Annotated in this window: 22 protein-coding genes; 15 read left to right on the top strand and 7 right to left on the bottom strand. The window is 71.0% G+C overall.

Annotated features, from left to right (window positions below; translation table 11 throughout):
* Window positions 1–112 precede the first annotated feature (112 nt).
* Window positions 113–871 (bottom strand): hypothetical protein, encoded by a 759-nt coding sequence (locus ACWDR3_RS10320; protein WP_401718311.1) that lies wholly within the window; start codon window positions 869–871, stop codon window positions 113–115.
* Window positions 872–1,000: 129 nt separating this feature from the next.
* Here ACWDR3_RS10320 and ggt point away from each other — a divergent pair, with 129 nt between their 5' ends.
* Window positions 1,001–2,800: a gamma-glutamyltransferase gene (ggt, locus tag ACWDR3_RS10315; protein ID WP_450352035.1), complete on the top strand. Its 1,800-nt coding sequence runs from the start codon at window positions 1,001–1,003 to the stop codon at window positions 2,798–2,800.
* 94 nt (window positions 2,801–2,894) lie between these two features.
* On the opposite strand, the gene ACWDR3_RS10310 is transcribed toward ggt, so the two are convergent.
* Window positions 2,895–3,671, bottom strand: coding sequence for a sporulation protein (locus ACWDR3_RS10310; RefSeq protein ID WP_450352034.1), 777 nt, complete (start codon window positions 3,669–3,671; stop codon window positions 2,895–2,897).
* Window positions 3,672–3,734: 63 nt separating this feature from the next.
* Entirely contained in the window at window positions 3,735–4,502 is a 768-nt protein-coding gene (gene map / locus ACWDR3_RS10305) for a type I methionyl aminopeptidase (protein ID WP_450352033.1), read from the bottom strand.
* 32 nt (window positions 4,503–4,534) lie between these two features.
* Between map and ACWDR3_RS10300 the strand changes: the two genes are divergently transcribed.
* The 9 genes from ACWDR3_RS10300 (at window position 4,535) to ACWDR3_RS10260 (ending at window position 15,824) form a co-directional block, all read left to right on the top strand.
* Window positions 4,535–4,786, top strand: coding sequence for a helix-turn-helix domain-containing protein (locus ACWDR3_RS10300; RefSeq protein WP_450352032.1), 252 nt, complete (start codon window positions 4,535–4,537; stop codon window positions 4,784–4,786).
* Between the two features lie 169 nt (window positions 4,787–4,955).
* Complete coding sequence (locus ACWDR3_RS10295; RefSeq protein ID WP_450352031.1) at window positions 4,956–6,653, top strand: hypothetical protein; 1,698 nt, start codon at window positions 4,956–4,958, stop codon at window positions 6,651–6,653.
* Between the two features lie 179 nt (window positions 6,654–6,832).
* A complete protein-coding gene (locus ACWDR3_RS10290; protein WP_450352030.1) occupies window positions 6,833–7,675 on the top strand; it encodes a nitrilase-related carbon-nitrogen hydrolase in 843 nt (280 codons plus the stop codon).
* Complete coding sequence (locus tag ACWDR3_RS10285) at window positions 7,672–8,958, top strand: aspartate aminotransferase family protein (RefSeq protein WP_450352029.1); 1,287 nt, start codon at window positions 7,672–7,674, stop codon at window positions 8,956–8,958. Before ACWDR3_RS10290 ends, ACWDR3_RS10285 begins: the two co-directional genes overlap by 4 nt.
* A gap of 51 nt (window positions 8,959–9,009) precedes the next feature.
* Window positions 9,010–10,575 (top strand): PucR family transcriptional regulator, encoded by a 1,566-nt coding sequence (locus ACWDR3_RS10280; RefSeq protein ID WP_450352028.1) that lies wholly within the window; start codon window positions 9,010–9,012, stop codon window positions 10,573–10,575.
* Between the two features lie 155 nt (window positions 10,576–10,730).
* Entirely contained in the window at window positions 10,731–11,573 is an 843-nt protein-coding gene (locus tag ACWDR3_RS10275) for a nitrilase-related carbon-nitrogen hydrolase (protein WP_450352027.1), read from the top strand.
* 103 nt (window positions 11,574–11,676) lie between these two features.
* A complete protein-coding gene (gene hydA, locus ACWDR3_RS10270; protein WP_450352026.1) occupies window positions 11,677–13,080 on the top strand; it encodes a dihydropyrimidinase in 1,404 nt (467 codons plus the stop codon).
* Between the two features lie 11 nt (window positions 13,081–13,091).
* Entirely contained in the window at window positions 13,092–14,111 is a 1,020-nt protein-coding gene (locus tag ACWDR3_RS10265) for a TIGR03842 family LLM class F420-dependent oxidoreductase (protein ID WP_450352025.1), read from the top strand.
* Window positions 14,112–14,279: 168 nt separating this feature from the next.
* On the top strand, window positions 14,280–15,824 hold the full coding sequence (locus tag ACWDR3_RS10260; RefSeq protein WP_450352024.1) for an NCS1 family nucleobase:cation symporter-1: 1,545 nt from the start codon (window positions 14,280–14,282) through the stop codon (window positions 15,822–15,824).
* A 51-nt stretch (window positions 15,825–15,875) separates the two neighbouring features.
* Here the strand turns inward: ACWDR3_RS10260 and ACWDR3_RS10255 are convergent, their stop codons facing one another.
* The 3 genes from ACWDR3_RS10255 to ACWDR3_RS10245 form a co-directional block, all read right to left on the bottom strand.
* The gene (locus tag ACWDR3_RS10255; RefSeq protein ID WP_450352023.1) at window positions 15,876–16,553 is read right to left on the bottom strand and encodes a hypothetical protein; all 678 of its coding nucleotides are present in this window, start codon (window positions 16,551–16,553) and stop codon (window positions 15,876–15,878) included.
* 143 nt (window positions 16,554–16,696) lie between these two features.
* Window positions 16,697–17,293 carry a class I SAM-dependent methyltransferase gene (locus ACWDR3_RS10250; protein WP_450352022.1) on the bottom strand — a complete coding sequence of 199 codons (597 nt, stop codon included), beginning with the start codon at window positions 17,291–17,293 and terminating at the stop codon, window positions 16,697–16,699.
* The gene (locus tag ACWDR3_RS10245; protein ID WP_450352021.1) at window positions 17,290–18,291 is read right to left on the bottom strand and encodes a carboxymuconolactone decarboxylase family protein; all 1,002 of its coding nucleotides are present in this window, start codon (window positions 18,289–18,291) and stop codon (window positions 17,290–17,292) included. The genes ACWDR3_RS10250 and ACWDR3_RS10245 overlap by 4 nt, the downstream gene beginning before the upstream one ends.
* Window positions 18,292–18,456: 165 nt before the next feature.
* On the opposite strand from ACWDR3_RS10245, the gene ACWDR3_RS10240 reads away from it, so the two are divergent.
* Genes ACWDR3_RS10240 through ACWDR3_RS10230 form a run of 3 tightly spaced genes read left to right on the top strand, consistent with a single transcriptional unit; the run spans window position 18,457 to window position 21,084 of the window.
* Window positions 18,457–19,563, top strand: coding sequence for a sensor histidine kinase (locus ACWDR3_RS10240; protein ID WP_450352020.1), 1,107 nt, complete (start codon window positions 18,457–18,459; stop codon window positions 19,561–19,563).
* Complete coding sequence (locus ACWDR3_RS10235; protein WP_450352019.1) at window positions 19,560–20,222, top strand: response regulator; 663 nt, start codon at window positions 19,560–19,562, stop codon at window positions 20,220–20,222. The genes ACWDR3_RS10240 and ACWDR3_RS10235 overlap by 4 nt, the downstream gene beginning before the upstream one ends.
* A gap of 40 nt (window positions 20,223–20,262) precedes the next feature.
* Entirely contained in the window at window positions 20,263–21,084 is an 822-nt protein-coding gene (locus ACWDR3_RS10230) for a class I SAM-dependent methyltransferase (RefSeq protein WP_450352018.1), read from the top strand.
* A 23-nt stretch (window positions 21,085–21,107) separates the two neighbouring features.
* Here ACWDR3_RS10230 and ACWDR3_RS10225 read toward each other — a convergent pair whose 3' ends face one another.
* Window positions 21,108–22,100 (bottom strand): phospholipase D-like domain-containing protein, encoded by a 993-nt coding sequence (locus tag ACWDR3_RS10225; protein ID WP_450352017.1) that lies wholly within the window; start codon window positions 22,098–22,100, stop codon window positions 21,108–21,110.
* A 333-nt stretch (window positions 22,101–22,433) separates the two neighbouring features.
* Between ACWDR3_RS10225 and ACWDR3_RS10220 the strand changes: the two genes are divergently transcribed.
* Together ACWDR3_RS10220 and ACWDR3_RS10215 are read left to right on the top strand one after the other, a co-directional pair.
* Entirely contained in the window at window positions 22,434–24,266 is a 1,833-nt protein-coding gene (locus ACWDR3_RS10220) for a gamma-glutamyltransferase family protein (protein ID WP_450352016.1), read from the top strand.
* Between the two features lie 144 nt (window positions 24,267–24,410).
* Window positions 24,411–25,256 (top strand): inositol monophosphatase family protein, encoded by an 846-nt coding sequence (locus ACWDR3_RS10215; protein ID WP_450352015.1) that lies wholly within the window; start codon window positions 24,411–24,413, stop codon window positions 25,254–25,256.
* The last annotated feature ends 119 nt before the right edge of the window (window positions 25,257–25,375 follow it).

Genomic DNA, 25,375 nt, shown 5'->3' with positions numbered 1-25,375 from the left:
CACTCCTCACTCGTGTAAGTGGAAAGTGACCCGACGGTAACCGCGGCGGCTTACCGCAAGTAACCCGTCGGTAAGTTACGTGCGAGTAACGATTGTTGAAATGTGTGCGAACTCAGGAGGCGCGGTGGGAGTTGGGCGTAGGGGTGGGCGTCGGCAGAGGGGCCTGGGCCGCCCGGGTCACGTCCGCGACCAGCTCGGCCACATCGGGGCCGTACGCCTGCGAGTTGACCACCTTCAGCAGGAGGACGAATGTGCTGTTCCCGTACTTGCGGGCCAGCCGTTCGTGGTTGCGGGCGAGATAGCGGGTGGCGGCCTGGTTGGTGATCGCGGTCTGGCCGCTGAACAGGAACACCGGTCGGGTCATGCCGGGTTGACCGGCCGTGAGCCGGGCGAGCAGAACGTGTTCGGCCACGCCCTTCTCCATGCGGTAGCGCTCGCTGCCGATCTGGAACGCCAGCTTGTCCGGGCCCGGTTCCGGCGCGATGTTCACCCGCACCCCGGGCAGCATCGCCTGCATGTGGGCGGCCATGCGCCGGTTCGATCCCGGGCCGCCGACGCAGAACTCCGTCCGCTCGCCGAAGCCCTGCCGGGCCACGTCCTGAGTGATGACCTCGGCGTGTGCCCCGCAGTCCTTGATGAGCGCCGACAGCTCCAGCAGGGCGAACACGTCGTAGCGGTGCACCGACAGATCCGGGCTGCCCGCGTCCCGGTTCACGACGAGCAGCGACTCGGAGTTGTCGGGCAGCCCGAAGAAGGCCTGCTTGCGGCGGAGCTTCCGCTTCCACAGGTACGTACGGGCCAGCCAGCCGAGCGCGGCACTGATGCCGGCCGCGAGCACGCCCAGGACGATGTTGCGCACGTCGTCGTTCATGGGCGCGCATGTTAGCGGGCCCGGGCAAACCCGTGTTCGAGCCATGGTGTCGGCCATGCTTCCGCGCGCTCCTGACGTGGTCATGGTGATGGCATAGGCTGCGCGGACGGCCTTTTACTGGAGGTGCGGATGCGTCGCCCTGTCGCACGGAAACTGTCGGTCCTGGCGGTCTCGGCCGCCGTGGTGTCGGTGGGGGCGGCAGCGCCGCCGGCCGCCCAGGACACCACCGCTCGGAAGGTCCCGGTCGCCGTCGGCTACGGCGGCGCGGTCTCCAGCGTCGACGCCGACGCCTCGGCCGCCGGCATCGAGGTCCTCAAGAAGGGCGGCAACGCGGTCGACGCCGCCGTCGCCACGGCCGCCGCCCTCGGCGTCACAGAGCCCTACTCCTCCGGCATCGGCGGAGGCGGCTACTTCGTCTACTACGACGCCAAGTCCCGTACCGTGCGCACGATCGACGGCCGCGAGACCGCGCCGCTGACCGCCGACTCCGGCCTCTTCCTGGAGAACGGCAAGCCGCTCGCCTTCGCCGACGCCGTCAGCAGCGGCCTGAGCGTCGGCACGCCGGGCACGCCCGCCACCTGGCAGACGGCCCTCGACAAGTGGGGCAGCAAAAGACTCGGTACGGTCCTGAAGCCCGCCGAGCGGATCGCCCGCGACGGCTTCACCGTGGACGACACGTTCCGCTCGCAGACCGCGTCCAACGAGACGCGGTTCCGCTACTTCCCGGACACCGCGAAGCTCTTCCTGCCCGGCGGACAGCTCCCGGTCGTCGGCTCCACCTTCAAGAACCCCGAACTCGCCCGCACCTACGAGGAGTTGGGCAAGAAGGGGGTCGGGGCGATCTACCGCGGCGACCTCGGCGAGGACATCCTCGACACGGTCAACAACCCGCCGGTGGACCCGAGTTCCGGCTGGAACGCCCGCGCCGGAAAGCTCTCCGCCAAGGACCTCGCGGCCTACCGCGCCAAGCTCCAGGCGCCCACGGAGACCTCGTACCGCGGTCTCGGCGTCTACTCCATCGCGCCCTCCTCCTCCGGCGGCACGACCGTCGGCGAGGCGCTCAACATCCTGGAGAAGACGGACCTTTCGAAGGCGAGCGAGGTGCAGTACCTGCACCACTTCATCGAGTCGACCCGGATCGCGTTCGCGGACCGCGGGCGCTGGGTGGGCGACCCTGCCTTCGAGGACGTACCCACGAAGGAACTGCTCTCGCAGAAGTACGCCGACTCGCGCGCGTGCCTGATCAAGGACGACGCTGTGCTCACCAGCCCGCTGGCGCCCGGCGATCCGCGCCATCCGGCGGCCTGCGGGGCCGGTGGCACGGCGGCGCCGACGACGTACGAGGGCGAGAACACGACGCACCTCACGGTGGCCGACAAGTGGGGGAACGTCGTCTCCTACACGCTCACCATCGAGCAGACCGGCGGCAGCGGGATCACGGTCCCCGGGCGCGGGTTCCTGCTCAACAACGAGCTGACGGACTTCTCCTTCGCCCCGGCCAACCCGGCCGTGCACGACCCGAACCTGCCGGGACCGGGCAAGCGTCCGCGCTCGTCGATCTCGCCGACGATCGTGCTCGACAAGCACAACAAGCCGGTCGTGGCGCTCGGTTCACCCGGCGGCGCGACCATCATCACGACCGTGCTGCAGACACTCACCGAGTTCCTCGACCGCGGCCTGCCGCTAGTCGACGCCATCGCCGCGCCGCGCGCCAGCCAGCGCAACGCGGCCAAGACGGAACTCGAACCCGGCCTCTACAACAGCGACTTGAGGACGAAACTGGAGGCCATCGGCCACTCCTTCTCGCTCAACCCCGAGATCGGGGCGGCGACGGGCGTGCAGCGCTTGCCGAACGGGAAGTGGCTGGCGGCCGCGGAGACGGTACGACGAGGTGGCGGCTCGGCGATGGTGGTGCACCCGGCGCCGTAACTCTCGCGCCTCGGGGACGGGTGGCTCCTCGGCCTCCGCGCGGGCCGGGCGGTCCGCACGGAAGGCGAACCGCCCGTCCCCGTCGACCGGTTCGTCAGTGCTCGTCGAGCAGTACGAGGGCGTCGAGCACCTTGCGTATCCGCGGCCGCCAGTCGGCGTTGCCCACCTCATGGTGGGCGGCCGGGAAGCGGCGGGCGGGGGGCTTCCTGCGCCACTCGCGCACGTCGAGTGCCGCGCGGCGGACATGGATCATGGCGCCCACGGCGTTGTTCTGGAACACGACCTCCAACTGCTGGGGCCGGCCCTGGCCGGGGTCGTGGCCGGTGAGCACGAAGGCCTGGTGGAACCCCCAGTGCTGCTCGGTGTCCGGCACATAGGAGTTGATGACATACGCGGAGTCGCAGAGGTATCCCTCCTCCGCGAACGCGTCCAGGACGCTCTCGTGCAGCGGCGGCGCGGAGACGTGCAGCAGATCGACGTCGACGTCGGTCGCGGTGCCGTCGGCGAGGGTCAACTCGCTCTTCACCGAGAGCACGACTCCCAGGGCCCGCCCGCCCAGTTCGCTGACCGGTGTCTCCCACGGCAGCGGTTCCGAGAACGTGAGCCGCTGCTCCGTGCCTTTGCGCAGGGTGAAGTAGCCGGGCTCGGCGGAGCAGGAGTCGAGCGCGTACTCCTCCTCCTTGCCGTCGTAGCCCGTCAGGCGGACCCGGACCCGCAGGGAGACGTAATGGATGTCGGTGTCCCGGCTCCCGCCCCGCAGCAGGACCTCGCCCCGCACTTGTCCGCCGGGGTACGTCAGCCCCAGGATCTGCGTGTCCACCTCGATCGCCTCGTCCGGATCCCCCATCCCGAACAGCCGCTTCAACCCCACGTGCGCCCCTCCCCGAGCCCGCGATGATCAGGCGAGCAGGCTAACAGCGGGCTCCGCCCCCGCTCAGCGGGCCGTCAGGATGCGGGGGCCGTTGTTCGTGATCGCCACCGTGTGCTCGACGTGGGCCGCACGGGAGCCGTCGTTCGTGCGCAGGGTCCAGCCGTCGGGGGCCGCGTGGTAGTCGTCCCCGCCGCCCGCGATCAGCATCGGTTCGATGGCGATGGCCATGCCGTGGCGAAGCGGGAAGCCGCGGCCGGGGCGGCCCTCGTTCGGGACGCCCGGGTCCTCGTGCATGCGCCGGCCGATGCCGTGGCCGCCGAAGCCCTCCGGGATGCCGTAGCCGCCCGCCCGGCAGATCGTGCCGATCGCGTGCGCGATGTCCCCGATGCGGTTGCCGACGACGGCCGCCTCGATGGCCGCCGCGAGCGCCCGCTCGGCCGTCTCGATCATGCGTACGTCGGCCGGGCGCGGTTCGCCGACGATGAAGCTGATCGCCGAGTCGCCCACCCAGCCGTTCAGCTCGGCCCCGAAGTCCGCGGAGACCAGGTCGCCGTCGCGCAGCCGGTAGGCGGTCGGGATGCCGTGCACGATGGCGTCGTTCACCGAGACGCACAGGACGGCCGGGAACGGGGTCGGCGCGAAGGAGGGGCGGTAGCCGAGGAAGGGCGATCCGGCGCCCGCCGCGCGCAGCACCCCGTGCGCCACCTCGTCCAGCTCCAGCAGGGAAACGCCCACGTCAGCGGCTTCCCGTACGGCCGTCAGGGCCTGTCCGACGATCTGTCCCGCCGCGTACATGGCGTCGAGCGATGTATCTGTCTTGAGTTCCACCATGCCAATTACTATACCGGTATTAGAATGACGGCATGGTACGCACCCCTCTCACCACCGAAGAGCGTGAACGCGGCGAGCGGTTCGGGCGGCTGCTCCGCGAGGCCCGCGGCGGTCGCAGCATGACCGACGTCGCCGCGAGCGCGGGCATCTCCGCCGAGACCCTCCGGAAGATCGAGACCGGACGGGCCCCGACGCCGGCCTTCTTCACGGTCGTCGCGCTGGCCCGCGCCCTCGGTCTGTCGATGGACGAACTGGCCGCGCGCTGCGAGCTGTTGATCGTCTGACGCGCACCGGCCGCCCGTGGGGCGCGGGTTGGTCGCGCCCCGGTCGCACATTGGTCAAGATCCCGCAATGAGGTGGCTGCGCGCCCGCTGAAAACCTAACGTAGCAACCCCGTAACACGGCTGGTGTTGCCTACGAACCGGAGTGCTCCGGTCTGGCGGGAGTTGGGCGATGGCTGTGGATCAACTCCCGGGGCGGGTGCGGGAGTTCGCGAACTATCTGAACGGCCTGCTGGCCCGTCTGGACCAGGCCGGCGGTTGGTGCGCGGTGTTCTGGCAGCGCGACCCCGACGGGATGCAGGCCTGCCTCGACGGGCGTGAGATTCCGCCCTGGGACGTACTGGAAGCGCTCCTCCAGGATTTGGCCGCGGCATACGGCCCCCGCGCCGCCGCCCAGGAGCAGGAACGGGTCCGGGCCCTGCACACCGCCGCGCTCCTCGACCACGACGCCCGGCCCGGCGCCCGCGACGCCCTCGGTGACCGCCTCGACGTCATGCTCCGCGAACAGCGCTACGCGGCCGAACGGCAGGCGGAGTTGACCCGGTTGCTCGCCTCCGCCGCCACCCGCGAGGAGGCCGACGCCCTCCGCCTCGACCTCGCCTGGGCCCACGACGACCACGAACGAGCGACCGCCCGCTGCGCCGAACTCCGTTCCCGCATGGCCGAGTTGGATCGCCGCGCGAGTGGTGGCCGGGCGGAGGCGAACCACCGCGGGCAGGTCGGAGACGGTCAGGCGGGGGTACGGCAGGGGGGAGAAGGGCAGGCCGGGCAGGGTCCCGTGCGCTGGGTCGACGACACCTCCGCCGGGAGCGAGGGCTGGGGTGCGCGCGAGGCCTCCGCCGGTGACGAGGGGTGGGGCGCCCGCGACGCCGGGTTCCCGCAGCAGCGGGGTGCGTACGAGGCCGGATGGGAAGGGGGCGCCCAGGAGCAGTCTGCTCAGGGTCGGTCCGTCCACGATTGGCCCGCTCAGGACCAGGCCGCTCAGGATCCGCCCGCCCACGACTGGCCCGCCGAGGACGAGTCCGGGCAGGACTGGCCCGCCCAGGAGCAGCCCGCCTTCGACGACCCGTTCGCCGAGCAGCCGGCCCCTGACGACCCGCCCCCCGCCGAACCCGAACCCGCGCCCCCGGCCCAGAAGCAGCGCAAGCGGCGCCGGGGCAGTGCGCGGTTCGCCGGGATGGCCGAGGCGGACGCCGCCCCCGTCGTCGTACCGCCGACCGCGCAGCCGAACCCGCAGGCGCCGGTCGCGGCCGGTCGTAAGACCCCCCGTGGCGCGCGGTTCGCGGGGGCCGCCGCGGGGAACGAGCGGGCTCAGGCGAAGAAGGCCGAGGCGGTGGACGACGGGGCTCCGCAGGAGGTCGTCGAGGCCGTCGGGCGGCTGGTGCGGCTGCGTGCCGAGGGCCGCAGCGGCGAGGCGCACGCGCTGCTCGTAGAAGCTGCCTACTGGCCTGCCGCCCGTTTCCCCGTGCTCGCCGCCGAACTGCACCGCGCCGGGCTCGGCGCCGACTGGGCGACCCTGCTCTGGGAGGCCGCGTCCCTGCCCGCCGACCGGCTGGTCGCGGCGGCCGACGCCCTGGTCGCCGCCGGACGCGACACCGACGGGGAGCAGATGCTGCGGCAGGGCGTGGCACGGCCCGCCGTCGAAGTGGGCCAGGCCGTCCTGGAGCTGGTGGCGCAGGGGCGCCGACGCGAGGTGAGCGCCCTGCTGGACGCCTACGTCCGCGTCCGCACCCCCGAAGAGGCGGCCCGCAGCGCCGAGCCGGACCCGCAGGCCCTCGCGCCGCTGCTGCTCGAAGCTGCGCAAGGCGTGTCGGAAGAGCGACACTGGGACCTGGTGCACGCCCTCCGGGTCGCCGGTTTCGCCGCCTGAGGCATCCCCGTCACCCCGCTGACCGGCCGCGCGGCTCACCCACCGGAGTGTGAAACGTGATCGACTCCGCGGGTTAACGACGATGGTCTTGGCAAGGCTCTCCCGGAGGCTTACGTTCATCCCTCTACGGCCTGTTCTACGGGCGTAGAGAGACGGACGTCCCGTCGAAGGAGCAGCTCATGGCCAACGTCGTACGTGCCGCTCTGGTCCAGGCCACCTGGACCGGCGACACCGAGTCCATGGTGGCGAAACACGAGGAGCACGCCCGCGAGGCGGCCCGCCAGGGCGCGAAGATCATCGGGTTCCAGGAGGTCTTCAACGCCCCCTACTTCTGCCAGGTCCAGGAGCCCGAGCACTACCGCTGGGCCGAGCCGGTGCCCGACGGGCCGACCGTGGTTCGTATGCAGGCGCTGGCGCGCGAGACCGGCATGGTGATCGTCGTGCCGGTCTTCGAACTGGAGCAGTCCGGCTTCTACTACAACACCGCCGCCGTGATCGACGCCGACGGCACCTTCCTCGGCAAGTACCGCAAGCACCACATCCCGCAGGTCAAGGGCTTCTGGGAGAAGTACTACTTCAAGCCGGGCAACGCGGGCTGGCCCGTCTTCGACACCGCCGTCGGCAGGGTGGGCGTCTACATCTGCTACGACCGGCACTTCCCGGAGGGCTGGCGGCAACTCGGGCTCAACGGCGCCCAGTTGGTGTACAACCCGTCGGCCACCTCGCGTGGTCTGTCCGCCTACTTGTGGCAGCTGGAGCAGCCCGCGGCCGCCGTCGCCAACGAGTACTTCATCGCCGCGATCAACCGTGTGGGACAGGAGGAGTACGGGGACAACGACTTCTACGGGACCTCGTACTTCGTCGACCCGCGTGGACAGTTCGTGGGCGAGACCGCGAGCGACAAGGGCGAGGAACTCCTCGTCCGCGACCTGGACTTCGACCTGATCGACGAAGTGCGACAGCAGTGGGCGTTCTACCGGGACCGCCGACCCGACGCGTACGAGGGGCTGGTGCAGCCGTGACCAAGGACCTGCTGGGACGTCACCGCGCGGTGCTGCCCGACTGGCTCGCCCTCTACTACGAGGACCCGCTGGAGATCACCCACGGCGAGGGCCGCCATGTCTGGGACGCCGAGGGCAACAAGTACCTCGACTTCTTCGGCGGCATCCTCACCACGATGACCGCGCACGCGCTGCCCGAGGTGACCAAGGCGGTCAGCGAGCAGGCCGGGCGGATCATCCATTCGTCGACCCTGTACCTGAACCGGCCGATGGTCGAACTGGCCGAGCGCATCGCCCAGTTGAGCGGCATCCCGGACGCCCGCGTCTTCTTCACCACCTCCGGCACCGAGGCCAACGACACCGCCCTGATGCTCGCCACCACCTACCGGCGCAGCAACACGATCCTGGCGATGCGCAACAGCTACCACGGCCGTTCCTTCAGCTCGGTCGGCATCACCGGCAACCGCGGCTGGTCACCGACCTCGCTGTCCCCGCTGCAGACGCTGTACGTCCATGGCGGCGTCCGCACCCGAGGACCGTTCGCCGCCCTCAGCGACGACGAGTTCGTCGCGGCCTGCGTCGACGACCTCAAGGACCTGCTCGGTCACACCCGCCCGCCCGCCGCCCTGATCGCCGAACCCGTCCAGGGCGTCGGCGGTTTCACCTCACCGCCCGACGGCCTGTACGCCGCCTTCCGCGACGTGCTGCACGAGCGCGGCATCCTGTGGATCGCCGACGAGGTGCAGACCGGCTGGGGCCGCACCGGCGACAACTTCTGGGGCTGGCAGGCACACGGCCGCAGCGGCCCGCCGGACATCCTCACCTTCGCCAAGGGCATCGGCAACGGCATGTCCATCGGCGGTGTCGTCGCCCGCGGCGAGATCATGAACTGCCTGGACTCCAACAGCATTTCGACGTTCGGCGGCACCCAGATCACCATGGCGGCGGGCCTCGCCAACCTCACCTACCTGCTGGAGCACGACCTCCAGGGCAACGCCCGGCGCGTCGGCGGCTTGCTCATCGAGCGCCTGCGGGCCGTCGCCGCGCAACTGCCGTACGTCCGTGAGGTGCGCGGACGCGGGCTGATGATCGGCATCGAGCTGGTCAAGCCGGGCACCGACCAGGCCGATCCGGACGCCGCGTCCGCCGTGCTCGAAGCGGCCCGCGCGGGCGGACTCCTGATCGGCAAGGGCGGCGGCCACAACACCAGCGCCCTGCGCGTCGCACCGCCCCTGTCCCTCACGGTCGCGGAGGCCGAGGAGGGCGCCGCGATCCTCGAAGACGCTCTGGGGAGCCTGCGCTAGCGCCGGTCCGCGACAGGTCCCGGCCGCGAGCCGAACAAGGGAAACACCGCCATGACCACCACCTTCGGAACCCTGGAACCCGCGCTGTCGGTGCGCCAGGTGCTGACCATGGAACGGGTCCTCGCCGGGGAACCCGAGGTGGTGGCCGGCGCGGCCCAGCTCGACCGGGCCGTGCGGTGGGTGCATGTCGCCGAGGCGCCTGACGTGGGCGTGATGCTCACCGGCGGCGAGATGGTCCTCACCACCGGCGTGCTGCTTGCCGGTGACGAGGAGAAGCAGGCCGAGTACATCCGCTCGCTTCACCGCGCGGAGGCTGCCGCTGTCGTCCTCGGCCTGGGACGCGCCTTCCCGGCACCGCCGGACGTGATGCGCCGGGCCGCCGAGCGGTGCGGCCTGCCGATGATCGTGCTCCACCGCCCGTTCCCCTTCGCCGAGTTGACCGAAGAGGTCCAAGCCCGGCTGGTACGGCGCAAGTTCGCGGCCGTCAGCCTGTCGGAGTCCGTGCGCACGGCCCTCACCGGCCTCATCACCGCGGACGCCCCGCTGCAGCGCCTGCTCGACGAGATCGCCTCGCACAGCGCGTGTCCCGTCGTCGTCACCAACCTCGCCCACCGCGTCCTCGCCACCGCGGGGGAGCGCCCGGCCGTGGACGACGTGCTGCGCGACTGGGAGCGCATCGCCCGGCAGGCCGGCGGCAGTTCGGGCGACGGCTGGATCCGGGCCGAACTCGCCGGGCGCGGCGAGCGCTGGGGCCAGATCGTGCTGTGCGGCTACCGCGGCGACACCACCACCGGACGCCTGCTCGCCGACCGGGGCGCCGAGGCACTCGTCCTGCACCGCATGCTCGCCGGCAACTCGGCGCACACCTGGGAGGAGCAGTCCGCCCAGGGCCTGCTGACCGATCTCGTCTCCGGAGTCGTACCGGCCCGGCAACTCCTGCCCCGCGCACGGGCCGCCGGACTGCCGGTCAACAGGCGCACCTTCGTGCCGCTGGTCGTACGCGAGGGCGAGGCCGCCCAACTCGACCGCGTCCTGCGGATGTTGGGCCTGCCCGGGTTGGTCGCCGAGCTCGCGGACGGCGCGACGGCGGTGCTGCTCAGCCTCGCCCGCGACCAGGACGCCGAGGCGCTCACCGCGCACTTCGCGGCCCGGCTGCGCGACGAGTCCGGCTCGCTGAAGGCCGTGGTGGCCGCGGCCGACCCGCGCATCGCCTGGGACGACGTACCGGCCGGACTGCGCGAGGCCCAGCACGTGGCCGACGCCGTCGCGGACCACTCGGCCGCCCTCGACCTGCCGGCCGTCGTACGCCTCAAGGACGTACATCTGCGCGGCCTGGTACGGCTGTTGCGGGACGACCCGAACGTCCAGTCGTTCGCGGAGCGGGAGTTGGACGGGCTGCTGTGCGCGGCCGACGAGGATCTGCTGTCCGTGCTGCGGACCTATCTCGCCACAGGGCGCAACAAGTCACGCACCGCCCAGCTCCACCACGTCTCGCGGCCCGCGCTCTATCGCAGGCTGGAGGCGATACAGGGCCGGCTCGGGGTGGACCTCGACGACTTCGAACAGGCCGCCTCGGTGCACATCGCGCTCCTCGCGCACGATGCGCAACAGGGGTGAAACATGCGACGACCTGGGAAAACGGTGGTGAAACATGGGGCGAGCAAGGCGTGACACGGTGACACGCCGTGCGCCCGCAGACGTGACACCGTGCAACTCAAAGCCTGCTTCCGGACTTCCTAGCCTTCTGGCACACCGAGTGACCGGAGGTCCCGATGAGCAGAGTGATTCGCGCCGCCCTCTTCCAGACCGCGTGGACGGGCGACAAGGAATCGATGATCCAGGTACACGAGCAGGCGGCCCGCGACGCGGCCGCGCAGGGTGCTCAGGTCCTGTGCTTCCAGGAGCTGTTCTACGGACCGTACTTCTGCCAGGTCCAGGACAAGGCGTTCTACGAGTACGCCGAGCAGATCCCGAACGGGCCGATCGTCAAGCGCTTCCAGGCGCTCGCCAAGGAACTGGGCATCGTCCTGATCCTGCCGATGTACGAGGAGGAGCAGCCCGGCGTCCTCTACAACACCGCGGCCGTGATCGACGCGGACGGCTCGTACCTCGGCAAGTACCGCAAGCACCACATCCCGCAGGTGGCCGGCTTCTGGGAGAAGTTCTACTTCCGTCCCGGGAACAGCGGTTGGCCCGTCTTCGAGACGGCCGTCGGCAAGATCGGCGTCTACATCTGCTACGACCGGCACTTCCCGGAGGGCTGGCGGGCGCTCGGCCTCGCGGGTGCCGAGATCGTCTTCAACCCGTCGGCGACCTCGCGCGGACTGTCGGCCTACCTCTGGCAGCTGGAGCAGCCTGCCGCGGCCGTCGCCAACGAGTACTTCGTCGGCGCCATCAACCGGGTCGGTGTCGAGGAGTTGGGCGACAACGACTTCTACGGCACGACGTACTTCGTCGACCCGGAGGCCCAGTTCGTGGGCGAGGTGGCCAGCGACAAGGAGACCGAACTGGTCGTCCGGGACCTGGACTTGGAGAAGCTGCGAGAGGTCCGCGACCGCTGGCAGTTCTACCGCGACCGCCGTCCCGACGCATACGAGCCGCTGACCGCTCCCTAGCCGACCGTGACCGGTACGCCTGCCGGTCCGGTGCACGGGGATCGGGCCGGCGGCGTCAACCGACCCGCACCACACCAGTGTTGAGCACGGTAGGAGAGGGAGCATGAGCAGCCGTACTGTCATCCGTGGCGGTCTCGTCATCACCGGGGCCGACGAGATCCACGCCGACGTCCTGATCGAGGACGGCCGCATCGCCGCCCTCGCAACCTCCGGCACGGCCGCCGCCGAAGCCTGGACGGCCGAGCGGGTCATAGACGCCACCGGAAAGTACGTCATCCCCGGCGGCGTCGACGCCCACACCCACATGGAGATGCCGTTCGGCGGCACCAAGGCCGCCGACACCTTCGAGACCGGCACAAGGGCCGCCGCCTGGGGCGGTACGACGACCATCGTCGACTTCGCCATCCAGAGCGTCGGCGGAGCCCTCCGCGAGGGCCTCGACGCCTGGCACGCCAAGGCCGAGGGCAACTGCGCCATCGACTACGGCTTCCACATGATCGTGTCCGACGTCAACGAGGACACCCTCAAGGAGATGGACCTGCTGGTCGAGGAGGGCGTCACCTCCTTCAAGCAGTTCATGGCCTACCCGGGCGTCTTCTACAGCGACGACGGCCAGATCCTGCGCGCCATGCAACGCGCCGCCGACAACGGCGGGTTGATCATGATGCACGCCGAGAACGGCATCGCCATCGACGTCCTCGTGGAGCAGGCGCTGGCCCGCGGCGAGACCGACCCCCGCTACCACGGCGAGGTCCGCAAGTCCCTCCTCGAAGCCGAGGCCACCCACCGCGCCATCAAGCTCGCGCAGGTCGCGGGCTCGCCCCTCTACGTCGTCCACGTCTCCGCCATGGAAGCCGTCGCCGAGCTGGCCAAGGCGCGCGACGAGGGCCTCCCCGTCTTCGGCGAGACCTGTCCGCAGTACCTGTTCCTCTCCACCGACAACCTCGCCGAACCCGACTTCGAGGGCGCGAAGTACGTGTGCAGCACGCCACTTCGGCCGAAGGAGCACCAGGCCAAGCTCTGGCAGGGCCTGCGCACCAACGACCTCCAGGTGGTCTCCACCGACCACTGCCCCTTCTGCTTCGTGGGCCAGAAGGAGCTGGGCCGGGGCGACTTCTCGAAGATCCCCAACGGCATGCCGGGCGTCGAGAACCGCATGGATCTGCTCCACCAGGGCGTCGTCGACGGGCACATCAGCCGCCGCCGCTGGATCGAGATCGCCTGCGCCTCCCCGGCGCGGATGTTCGGCCTCTATCCGAAGAAGGGCACGATCGCCCCGGGCGCCGACGCCGACGTCGTCATCTACGACCCCAACGCCGAGCAGATCGTCTCCGCCGAGACGCACCACATGAACGTCGACTACTCGGCGTACGAGGGCAAGCGCCTCACCGGCCGGGTCGAGACCGTCCTCTCGCGCGGCGAACTCGTCATCACCGAGCGGGAGTACACCGGGCACGCGGGCCACGGCGTCTACACCCCGCGCTCCACCAGTCAGTACCTCAACTAGGAGTGGCGACAATGGACTTCGGACTCGTCCTGCAGACCGACCCGCCGGCCTCGAAGGTCATCAGCCTGATGAAGCGGGCCGAACGCAACGGCTTCACCTACGGCTGGACCTTCGACTCCGCCGTGCTGTGGCAGGAACCGTTCGTGATCTACAGTCAGATCCTGTCGAACACCACCAAGTTGACGGTCGGCCCGATGGTCACCAACCCGGGCACCCGCACCTGGGAGGTCACCGCCTCCACCTTCGCCACCCTCAACGACATGTTCGGCAACCGCACGGTGTGCGGCATCGGCCGCGGCGACTCCGCGATGCGCGTCGCGGGCCGGACGCCGAACACACTGGCCCGGATCAGCGGTGCCATGAAGGTCATCCGGTCGCTGGCGCGCGGCGAGGAGGCCGACCTCGGCGGCACGGTGATCAAGTTCCCGTGGATCAAGCCGGGCGCCGAACTCCCCGTCTGGATGGCCGCGTACGGCCCCAAGGCCCTGAAGATGACCGGCGAGGAGGCCGACGGCTTCATCCTCCAGCTCGCCGACCTCTACCTCACCGAGTACATGGTGAAGGCGGTCAAGGACGCGGCCGTCGCCGTCGGACGCGACCCGTCCGAGGTGAAGATCTGCGTCGCCGCCCCGGCGTACGTCACCGAGGACGACTCGCCCGAGGCGCTCGCCCACGCGCGCGACCAGTGCCGCTGGTTCGGCGGGATGGTCGGCAACCACGTGGCCGACCTCGTCTCCAAGTACGGCGAGCACTCGGCCGCCGTACCCGACGAACTCACGGAGTACATCAAGGCCCGTGAGGGGTACGACTATTCGCATCACGGCCGGGCCGACAACCCCGACACCCAGTTCGTGCCCGACGAGATCGTCGACCGGTTCTGTCTGATCGGCCCGGTCGAGAAGCACATCGAGAAGCTCAACGCCCTGCGCGAGCTGGGCGTCGACCAGTTCGCCGTGTACGACATGCACGACGCGCAGGAGAGCGTGATCGACGCGTACGGGACGAAGGTCATCCCGGCCGTCAACGCCTGACCCCACCCACACCGGCGCTGCTCGACTCCCCGTCCCCCACTCCGGTACCGCTCGACTCCCCGTCCCCCCACTCCAGTTCTCCCCCTCCTCCGCCGTCCCGGGGGAGGGGGACCGGAGCCCACCCGCACGGCCTCTCCGGATCCCGCCCCTCGTTTGATTGGCCTGCCCATGACCGACACCGCTCCCACGGCCATACCGCCGACCTCTCAAGTCACCCTGGCCGACGGCCGGGTGGAGATCGCCCCTGGTTCGCCGCAGCCCAGCGGCCCCTACGCCAACGAGGACCTGCTGCCGGTCCCGGTGGAGAAGCGCACCTGGACCACGTACAACTTCTCCGCGCTGTGGGTCGGCATGGCCCACAACACGGCCTCCTGGACGCTGGCTTCCGGGCTCATCGCCGTCGGCATGGACTGGAAGCAGGCGGTGTTCACCATCGCCCTGGCCAACCTGATCGTGCTCGTGCCCATGCTGCTCACCGGGCACGCGGGACCGAAGTACGGGATTCCCTTCCCGGTCTTCGCCCGGGCCTCCTTCGGCGTGCGCGGCGCCAACCTGCCCGCCGTCGTAAGGGCGTTGGTGGCGTGCGGGTGGTTCGGCATCCAGACCTGGATCGGCGGTGAGGCGATCTTCTTCCTCGCCGGGAAGCTGATCGGGGACAGCTGGGCGAACGCCTCGCACATCGGCGGCTACGCCTGGACGATGTGGCTGTCGTTCGCGATCTTCTGGGCGATCCAGGTCGCGATCATCTACCGGGGCATGGAGACGATCCGCCGCTTCGAGAACTGGGCGGCGCCCTTCGTCATCGTCGGCGCGGTCGTCATGCTGATCTGGATGAGCAACAAGGCGGGCGGTTTCGGCCCGTTGCTCGACCAGCCCTCCAAGCTCGGCTGGGGCGGCGACTTCTGGAAGCTGTTCTGGCCCTCGCTGATGGGCATGATCGGCTTCTGGTCCACACTGTCGCTGAACATCCCCGACTTCACCCGCTACGGCAAGAGCCAGAAGGCGCAGACCTGGGGGCAGGCCCTGGGTCTGCCCACGACCATGACGCTGTTCGCGCTGCTGTCGGTGATGGTCACCTCCGGTTCGCAGGCCGTGTACGGCCAAGCGGTCTGGGACCCGGTCCAGTTGGCGGCGAAGACCGACAACGTGGTGGGCCTGCTCTACGCGTTGGTGACCGTCCTGGTCGCGACCCTGTCCGTGAACATCGCGGCCAACCTGGTCTCCCCGGCCTTCGACTTCTCCAACATCGCGCCCCGGAAGATCAGTTTCCGGGCCGGCGCGCTCGTCACCTGTGTGCTCGGCGTCGTCATCTTCCCGTGGAAGCTGTACTCCGACCCGCAGGGCTACATCTTCACCTGGCTCGGCCTGGTCGGCGGTCTGCTCGGCACGGTCGCGGGCATCCTCATCGCCGACTACTGGATCCTGCGCCGCGGCAAGCTCGACCTGACAGACCTGTATCGCGCGGGCGGCCGTTACTGGTACGACGGCGGCTGGAACTGGCGGGCCGTGGTCGCCTTCGTGGTGGGTGGCGTGCTGGCCATCGGCGGCGCCGACTTCCACCCGCTGATCGACGGCCGGCCCATCCCGGCCCTGTCCTCGCTCGCCGACTACGGCTGGGCCGTGGGCCTGGGCACGTCGATGGTGCTCTACGTGGCGCTGATGTTGTTGCGCGGAAAGGACCCGGAGCCGGCGTCCGAGACCGTCAAGGTCTAGAGCCCCGGCGGTCGGAGGGGCGGTCGGGCCCGGGGCTGATCCCAAGCAGCCCTAGCTGGCCAGGCCGCCCTTCAACGCGGAGACCGCCTCCTTGGCGGCCTTGATGGCGCCCTTGTTGATCTCGTCCGTGCTCGGGGCCTTCTTCGACTCGAAGTCGCTGCCGTTGTAGGTGACGATCACCAGCGCGTTGGACACCTGGGCCACCACCTCGCCCTCGCGCGTCTGCTGCTTGTCCTCGGTGGTCAGGTTCACCACCGAGTAGGCGGTGTCGCCGAGTCCGGGAACCGCGCCGCCGCCGCTCTTCTCCGTGAGCCGTTCCTTGTACGACTTCTGCGCCGCCGCCTCGGAGTCCATGATCTCGAAGGACACGTCGAGCCAGCGGTAGTCGAAGCCCTTGAGGGCGTTCCACGAGCAGGTCCGGCGGATCTTCGCGTCCGTGGACTTGATCTCCTTTCCGGCCGTCTTGGCGCCGGGCACCAGCGAGGTGATCGTCTTCTTGGCCAGGCTGCCGCAGGGCGCGGGGGAGGCCGAGTACGACTTGGACACCGCTGCCGTCGCGGGCGCGGAGGGCGACTGCGTGCTCGTCCGCCCGCTCTCCTGCTTGTTCTGGGAGTCGGCGGACGACGTGGTGGCGAACGGTCCGGACGACAGGGCCCAGCCCGCCGCGGCCAGCACGACGACAGGGGAGATACGCGCCGTCAGAGCGAGCGGCAGAGGAAAATCGCGCACGGCACACTTTTCGGTGGGGGACGGTGTGCGGACGGGTCCGCACTGCGGACGGGGGCGCCAGTTTCACACGAGTCCCTGTGAGACGGAAGTGCCAACTCGCTCCGTACGCGGCCGATCACGCAGGCCTCACGGCTGACGGCCCCTCAGCGCGGGCGTTTCGCGGTGACCAGCCAGACATCTCCCCGTAGCCGCCCGGTGCCGGCGTCCGTCGAGTCGCCGCCCCAGACCGTCGCCACGGGTACGGGCCTGACCGTGATGTTCTCGTAGCTCCGCAGGATCTCGCGGATGCGGACCGGGTCGGAGAGGGACCGCGGGCACACGAACGCCAGCCGCCCGCCCGGCAGCAACGTCCGCCACAGGTTCCCGAATCCGGCCACGGGATCGGTGAAGAACATCACGGCGCCACGGCTCACGACGACGTCGTACCCGGCGCGCGGGAACGGGTGTACTTCGGCGTCCGCCTGCACATACGCGGCATTCCGGATCTTCTCCGCGCGGGTGCGCTCACGCGCCCTGCGCAGCGGTGCCGCCTCCGTGTCGACGCCGACGACATGACCACGGGCGGCGAGCCGCGCGGCGATCCGAGTGGTGGCCCCGGTGCCGCAGCCGACGTCGAGGACGCGGTCGGCGAGTTTGACGCCGGCGCCCGCGAACAGGGCGTCGTGCGCACCGCCGCCGAGGATGTCGTAGCGCTCTCGTCGGGTGGCTATGTTTTCTGGCGCTTCGGCCGTTTTGTTCATCGGGTCTCCCGGGTGGTGGGCAGGGCGAGTGCGCTCTCTATGCGGTCCACGGCCGCGAACGCGCCGTACGCGACGAGGTGGACCAGGCAGTGGTCGGTGTGCTCCGGTCGCCGCCAGGCCGCCACGTCCGCGTCCGTGATGCGGTACGGCGCGAGCGCGGCCAGCAGCGCCAGGCGTGCGCCAGGACGCTCACGCCGGTCGGGGATCCCGGGCAGGTCGAGCGGCGGATGCGAGCCGTCCCACCTGCCCACGGTCCGCCGTACGAGGGCCTGGTCGTCGGCGTCGAGCAGGTCCGCGCCCGCCAGCGCCGCCTCGCGCAGGGCGCCGTAGGCCGGGCCGACCGCGGTGCCGGCCGCCCAGGACGGTCCAGGGGGTGGCGCGTCGAGGAGTGGAAGGGACGCACCAGGTACGGCGGCACGGCGTACGGTCCCGGCCAGCGAGCGGCCCGCCAGACTCCGTACCGGGCGCAGTCGCTCGGCGTTGCCCGGCAGCAGCCGCTCGGTCAGCAGCGCCGACACGATCCGGTTGATGAAGTGGAAGGCGAACGCCGTGCCCAGGTAGGCGGGCGCGTGCTCGCGCGGGAACGGATACGGCTCCAGGTCGGCGCCGGGCACGCGCGTGTGCTCTCCCCAGTGGAGCACACGCGCGTGCGCGTCGTTCTCCGGCCGCTCCCCGCGCGCCAGTTGCTCGGCGAGCGCGTGGTCGCCGGTGGCGTGCAGCAGGACGGTGTGCGCGGACACGCAGAACGGGCACCGGTTTGCGCGCGACACCCCGTACGCGGCCAGCTCCTTGCCGGTGCGGCTGCCCGCCCCGGCGATCAGCGACTCGCGCATCAACGCCCAAGCGGGGGCGAGGAGTTCGGGCGCGGAGGAGAGGACCACGAAGGTGGCCGCCTTGTCGATGCCGAAGTCGTGGGCGAGTTGCGCGTACACCTCGGCGACGCGGCCGGTCGCCGCACCTGGCGCCGGCGGCTGAGTGAAGCGGAAGGCTGTGGACATGGCAGCAGCGTGCGCCGCGGGGGTGCCCCCGGTCGTCGTACGGACGAAGGGAGTTCGAGGGACGCCGACGGGTGTGCCGGGGCCGCGGACTACTGCACCGGGAGTAGCCCGAGAGCCGTCCACAGGGCTGACGCCGGTGTCGGCGGTGCCGTCTACTGTGCGGACATGGGGAGTGGGAATCCGGTCGTACGCAGGAACCTCGCCGACGCGGCCCTCGCGGTCGTCGTCGGCGCGCTCGTCGTGACCACGGCCGCCTTCGACGCGGACACCGTGCCCGTCGACTACGTGCTCATCGCCCTGGCCTCGGCGGCCCTGGCGTTCTACCGCACGGCCCCGCTGGCGGTGCTCGCCGTCGCCACGGTCGCCGGCGGGGCGTATGTCGTGCACGCGCACCCGGGACCGCTGGCAGCCCTGCCCGTCCTCGCCGCCGTGCACACGGCCTCCCGCGCGGGACACCGGGGTTACGCGGCGGGCGCGGGCGTGGCCTTCCTGGCGGCCTACGTTGCCACCGGCCCGACGACCGAGGAGGTGGCCGAGAAGGCGGCGCTGCTCGCGGGCTGGTTCCTGTGCGCCGTGGTCACCGGCCTCGCCGACCGCAACTGGCAGGCGTACCTGCGCCAGACGGAACAGCGCGCCCTGGAGGCCGAACGCACCCGGGAGGAGGCGGCGTTGCGCCGGGCGGGCGAGGAACGCCTGCGCATAGCAAGGGAGTTGCACGACTCGCTCACCCACAGCATCTCCATCGTCAAGCTCCAGGCGGGCGTCGCCGTCCACCTGGCCCGCAAGCGCGGCGAGGAGGTGCCGCCCGCGCTGCTCGCCATCCAGGACGCGAGCGGCGAGGCCATGCGCGAACTCCGCGCCACGCTGGAGATACTGCGCACCGACGAACCCACCGGCACGCCCGCGCTGTTGGTGGAGCGGGCCTGTGCCGCGGGACTCGCCGTCGAGCTCACGGTGACCGGCGAGGAACGGCCGCTGGCGGCCACGGTCGACCGTGCCGTGTACCGCATCGTCCAGGAGGCGCTGACCAACGCGGCCCGGCACGCGGGACCGGCCAAGGTTCAGGTGCAACTCGCCTACGACGAGGCCGACTTGACGATACGGGTCGAGGACGACGGCACCGCCGACCCGGACCGCCCACCGACCCCGGGCGTGGGCCTCACCGGCATGCGCGAGCGCGTCACGGCTCTCGGCGGCACGCTGGACGCAGCCCCGCGCACGGAGGGCGGCTTCGCGGTGCGGGCCCGGCTGCCGTTGGGGGAGACGGGATGATCAGGGTCGCGCTGATCGACGACCAGGCGCTGATGCGGGCCGGTTTCCGGGCGTTGCTGGAGGCCGAGGACGCCGTCGAGGTGGTCGGCGAGGCGGCGGACGGCGCGCAGGGCCTGGCCCTCGTCCGCGCCGTCGTGCCCGACATCGCGCTGATCGACGTACAGATGCCGGTGATGACGGGCATCGAGACGACCCGCCACATCGCCGCGGACCCCGCCCTCGCGGCCGTGCGGGTCGTGATGCTCACCAACTACGGCCTCGACGAGTACGTCTTCGAAGCCCTGCGCGCGGGCGCCAGCGGCTTCCTCCTGAAGGACACCGAACCGGCCGACCTGCTCCAGGCCATCGAGGTGGTCGCGGGCGGCGAGGCCCTGCTCTCGCCGGCCGTCACCCGCACCCTCATCGGCGAGTTCGTGTCCCGGCCGCCGGACCGGTCGACGGCGCCCGGCCTGGACTGTCTGACCCGCCGCGAACGCGAGGTGACCGCTCTGGCCGCCCGGGGTCTGACCAACGAGGAGATCGCCGCCCACATGGTCATCAGCCCCTTCACGGCGAAGACCCACATCAGCCGCGCGATGACGAAGCTGGGCGCGCGGGACCGGGCCCAACTGGTCGTGTTCGCCTACGAGTCGGGGCTGGTGGTCGCGCGCGGCGCATAACCCTTTGCGGGCGGCGGCCGCGGGTCAGCAGGCTGGTGCCATGACGGAGACGACACGCGCTCAGGAGCCCACCGTCCGCGAGGAGATCCTCGCCTACTACGGCCGTGGCGAGGAGGACGGGCGCCTCAGACAAGGCGGCGCCGGGCGACTGGAGTTCTGGCGCACGCAGGACGTGCTGCACCGGATCCTGCCGCCGGCTCCCGCGCGCGTGCTGGACGTCGGCGGCGGCAGTGGAGTGCACGCCGAGTGGCTCGCCCGGGACGGGTACGAGGTCGAACTCGTCGACCCCGTACCGCTGCACGTTGAGCAGGCCGACCGACTGCCCGGGGTGACGGCCAGGTCCGGGGACGCGCGGTCGCTGCCCGTCGCCGACGCCGAATACGACGTGGTACTGCTGCTCGGCCCGCTGTACCACCTGCCCGAACGGGCCGACCGGGTACGGGCGTTGGCCGAGGCGCACCGAGCGGTCCGCCCTGGGGGACCGGTGGTGGCGGCCACCATCAACCGGTTCGCGGGCCTGCACGACCTGCTCCACCGAGAGCTCTACTTCGACCCCGAGCGGCGGGCCCGCACCGACGCCGAAGGTGACAACGGCCTGCACGGACCCGAGGGCGGCCTCTTCACCACCGCCTACTTCGCCCAACCCGCCGAGGTTCCGGGCGAGTTCACCGACGCGGGGCTCGTCCCGGAGGGGCAGTACGGCCTGGAGGGTGTCGCCTGGCTGATGGGCGGGCTCGACGCGTGGCTCGACGACCCCGACCGCCGGGAGGCCGTATTGGCGGCCACCCGGCGCATCGAGTCCGAGCCGACGCTGCTCGGCACGAGCGGGCACGTGCTCACGGTGGGCAGACGGCGGTCGTGACGGATCGGGCGCAGCCTGAGTAACTAAGCGGCCGTACCGCCCGCGTAGTCGCTCTTGAAGGTCGTCTCGATGGTCGTGGCCACCGACTGGGCCACTCCCGTGCCGGTGAGGATGATCCCCAACTCCCGGTTGTTGGAGAGCGAGTTGCTGCTGATGTTCATGGAACCCGCCTCCACCTCCTGGGTGGACAGGCCGTAGTCGGCGACCATGGCCTTGGCGTGGATGTAGAACCCGTCCGGGTCGGAGTAGCCGACGACCGTGCCGCCCGCCGCCTTGATCGCGGAGACCTGGCTGGAGTAGTCGCCCGGCGTCTCCAGGACCACCCGGACGGTCACGCCAGCCTTCGCCCGCGCCACGATGGCGTTGACCACCGTGCTGTCGCTGAACTCCAACTCCTCGACGTCCAGCGTCTTCGTCGCGGCGTTGATGACGGACACCAGCCGGCTGCGCGAGTCCGTGGGGGACCAGAGCAGGTGGTCGCCGTCGGTCGGGGTGACCGAGGTCCCGGCGTAGTCCGCGTTGAACACCTTCTCGATCGCGGCGACATCACGGGTGTCGTCCGTGAACACCCCGTAGTCGCGGCCCGTCGAGTAGTACTGCGAGGTCAGATTGCCGGTCAGGACAAGCGACTTGGTGCCGTCCACGGTGATCGTCTTCTGGTGGGTGTAGACGAAGCTCGACGGCGACCACACCACACCCACGCCCGCGTTCGTCAGGGCCGTGTACGCCGAGCTGTTCGCGGACTGGTGCGCGCGGTCGAGGACGACCCGCACGGTGACGCCCTTGTTCTTCAGGGCTATCAGGTCGTTGACCGCGGTCGTGTCCTCCAGCTCGTACATGGTCATGTCGAGCGAGGAGGTCGCCGAGTTGATGAAGTCGTAGATGGTGGGCTGGCTGCCGCTCTGCGAGAAGGCGAACGCGGTGTAGCTCGCGGCATTGGCGGGGACGGAGGTGGCGAGCACGGCGGCGCCGGCCGCCAGAGCGACACCCGCGCGCACGAGGACCTTCCTCAACATGTGTGACTCCTGCCTCAACATGTGTGACTCCTGGTCGAGTTGACGCCCACCTGGGGGGCGTGGGCGCGTGCATGACACCACGCGCGTAGAACGGCGAGGAAGGGAAGGCCGGTGAACTCGGGATTACCGAGCCTCCCGCCAACCGGGCAAAGGGGACTTCGCGCAGGTGGGAGGCGGTTCATGGGATGCCCGTGAGTTCGCAAAACCTTCGTAGAACGCCCGGATGGGCATAGCCTGCTGCAAGATCCGGAGCGCTGATCGGGCCGACGAGCGGACCGACGGTCGGACCGACGATCGGACCGACCGAGGCGTGCGAGCAGCGAGAGGTGAGAGATGCCGTTCACGACCCGGCCGACCCTGCAGGGCACCTTCGGCATGGTGTCCTCGACCCACTGGCTGGCCTCGCAGTCCGCGATGGCCGTCCTGGAGGACGGCGGCAACGCCTACGACGCGGCCGTGGCGGGCGCATTCGTCCTGCACGTCGTCGAACCGCATCTGAACGGCCCCGCCGGCGAGGTGCCGATCCTGCTCGCGCCCGCGGGCGGCGAGGTACGCGTGCTGTGCGGCCAGGGCGTCGCCCCCGCCGGAGCGACGGTCGCGCACTACAAGGGGCTCGGCCTCGATCTCGTCCCCGGCACGGGACCGCTCGCCGCCGCTGTGCCCGGCGCCTTCGACGCCTGGATGCTCCTCCTGCGCGACCACGGCACCAAGTCCCTTGCCCAGGTGCTCAAATACGCCATCGGGTACGCCGAGGACGGCCACGCGCCCGTGGAGAACGTCGGCGCCACGGTGGAGGCGGTACGGGAGCTCTTCGAGACCGAGTGGACGTCCTCCGCCGAGGTCTACCTGCCCGGCGGAAAGGCCCCGCGCCCCGGCGAACTGCTGCGCAACCCCGCCCTCGCCGCCACCTGGACGCGCCTGCTCGCCGAGGTCGCCGGGGCGGGCGACCGGATCGCGCAGATCGAGGCCGCGCGCGAGGTGTGGCGCTCCGGCTTCATCGCCGAGGCCCTGATACAGCAGTCCGGGCGCCCCACCATGGACACCAGCGGCGAGCGCCACACCGGCACCCTCACGGCCGCCGACCTCGCCGGCTGGTCCGCGACCTACGAGGCGCCGGCGACGTACGACTGGCACGGCTGGACCCTGTGCAAGGCGGGGCCCTGGAGCCAGGGCCCGGTCCTGCTCCAGCAACTCGCCCTGCTCGCCCCGGAGTTGACCGAGCTGCCGGAGTACGGCTCCGCCGAGTACGTCCACCTGCTGATCGAGGGCTGCAAGCTCGCCATGGCCGACCGGGAGGCCTGGTACGGGGACGCGGAGGGCGCGGACCGGGTGCCGCTCGGCGAGTTGCTGTCCGCCGACTACAACGCGGCCCGGCGCCGCCTCGTCGACGACAAGGCCTCGTACGAACTGCGGCCCGGGAGTCCGGGCGGGCGCGTCCCGCGACTCAGCACGCACGCGTGCGTGGTCGCCACCGACGATCCCGGGTTCGATCCGATGGGGGCCGGTGAGCCGACGGTGGCGATGCCGGTCGGCGACAGCGAGGTCGGGTCCGACGGCGCCACCCGGGGCGACACCTGCCATCTCGATGTCGTCGACCGCTGGGGCAACATGGTCGCGGCCACGCCGAGCGGCGGCTGGCTCCAGTCCAACCCCGTCGTGCCCGAGCTGGGCTTCCCGCTCGGCACGCGGCTCCAGATGACCTGGCTGGAGGAGGGCCTGCCGAACTCCCTCACCCCGGGCCGCCGCCCCCGCACCACCCTCACGCCGTCCATCGCCCTGCGCGACGGCGTCCCGGTCATGGCCTTCGGTACGCCCGGGGGAGACCAGCAGGACCAGTGGCAGCTGCACTTCTTCCTCGCCGTCGCCCTGCGCGCACCGGTGCGCGGCGGCCTCGACCTCCAGGGCGCGATCGACGCCCCGAACTGGCACAACGACAGCTTCCCCGGATCGTTCTACCCGCGCGGGATGCGGCCGGGGAGCGTGACGGTGGAGTCCCGTACGGATCCGGAGGTCGTCGCGGAGTTGCGGCGGCGCGGGCACGACGTGACCGTCGGCGACGCCTGGTCGGAGGGCCGGCTGTGCGCGGTCGCGCGGGATCCGCGGACCGGCGTCCTGTCGGCGGCGGCGAACCCGCGCGGGATGCAGGGGTATGCGGTGGGGCGTTGAGCGAGTGGGCGGCGGTGGGCCGCTGAGCGGGCGCCCTCGGCGTCGGGAGCGCCGAGATCATGGCGTGCCGGGATTTCATGCCGATTCCACCCGGTGTGCACCGGGCGGGTGGGGATTGTCAGTGGCGCGTGCTCTCATGGAGGCATGATCGAAGACACGGAAACCATCGAAGAGTTTCTCGCACAGCACTCGGCCGACGTCGAGCAGGCGGTCCGTGAGGCCGCCGCGAAGGAGATCACGCCGCGCTTCCGCCGGCTCGCCGCGCACGAGGTCGACGAGAAGGCCGGACCGCACGACCTGGTGACGGACGCCGACCGCCTGGCCGAGAAGTACCTGACCGGGGTGCTGAGCGCCCTGCTGCCGGGTTCCGTCGTGGTCGGCGAGGAGGCGGTGCACGCCAACCCGGCGACGTACGAGGCGATACAGGGCGAGGCGCCGGTCTGGATAGTCGATCCGGTCGACGGGACCCGCCAGTTCGTGCACGGCGACCCCGGATTCTCCACGCTGGTCGCCCTCGCGCACCACGGGGTCCTGCTCGCCTCCTGGACCTACGCTCCGGCGCTCGGCCTGCTCGCCACGGCCGTGAAGGGTCAGGGCGCCTACCTCAACGGCGAGCGGCTGCACGCAGGACCGCCCGCCCCCGGCCGCGACCTCGAAGTGGCCACCTCCCACCCGGACTACACGACGGCCGAGGAGAAGCGCGCCCTGCTGGGCCTGTGGACGGAGGGTGTCGCCCCGCGCGCGTGCGGCTCGGCGGGCCTTGAGTATCTCGCCATCGCCCGCGGCGAGTTGGACGCGACGGCGTTCTCCTGGGAGGCCGCCTGGGACCACGCGGCGGGCATCCTGCTGGTCGAGGAGGCGGGCGGCACGCACCTCACGATCACCGGGGAGCCGTTCCGCGTGACGGGCGGCAACGCCCTGCCGTTCACCGCGGCCCGCGACGCCGCCACGGCGCGCCGGATCGTGGGACTGCTGTCGGGCACGGCCTGACCAGGAGGACGGGACGGCGAAGACCCAGGAGACCGGGGAGGTCGGGGATGGTCCGGACGCGATCGGGGGCGCTGTCGGGGGCACGTCGTCTCCCGATGACCGCCCCAATGTGCAGCACC

This window comes from Streptomyces sp. NPDC001002 (genome assembly GCF_053599215.1).
Note: the sequence above shows the minus strand (reverse complement) of the source record. Positions and strands in the feature narration are given on the sequence as shown.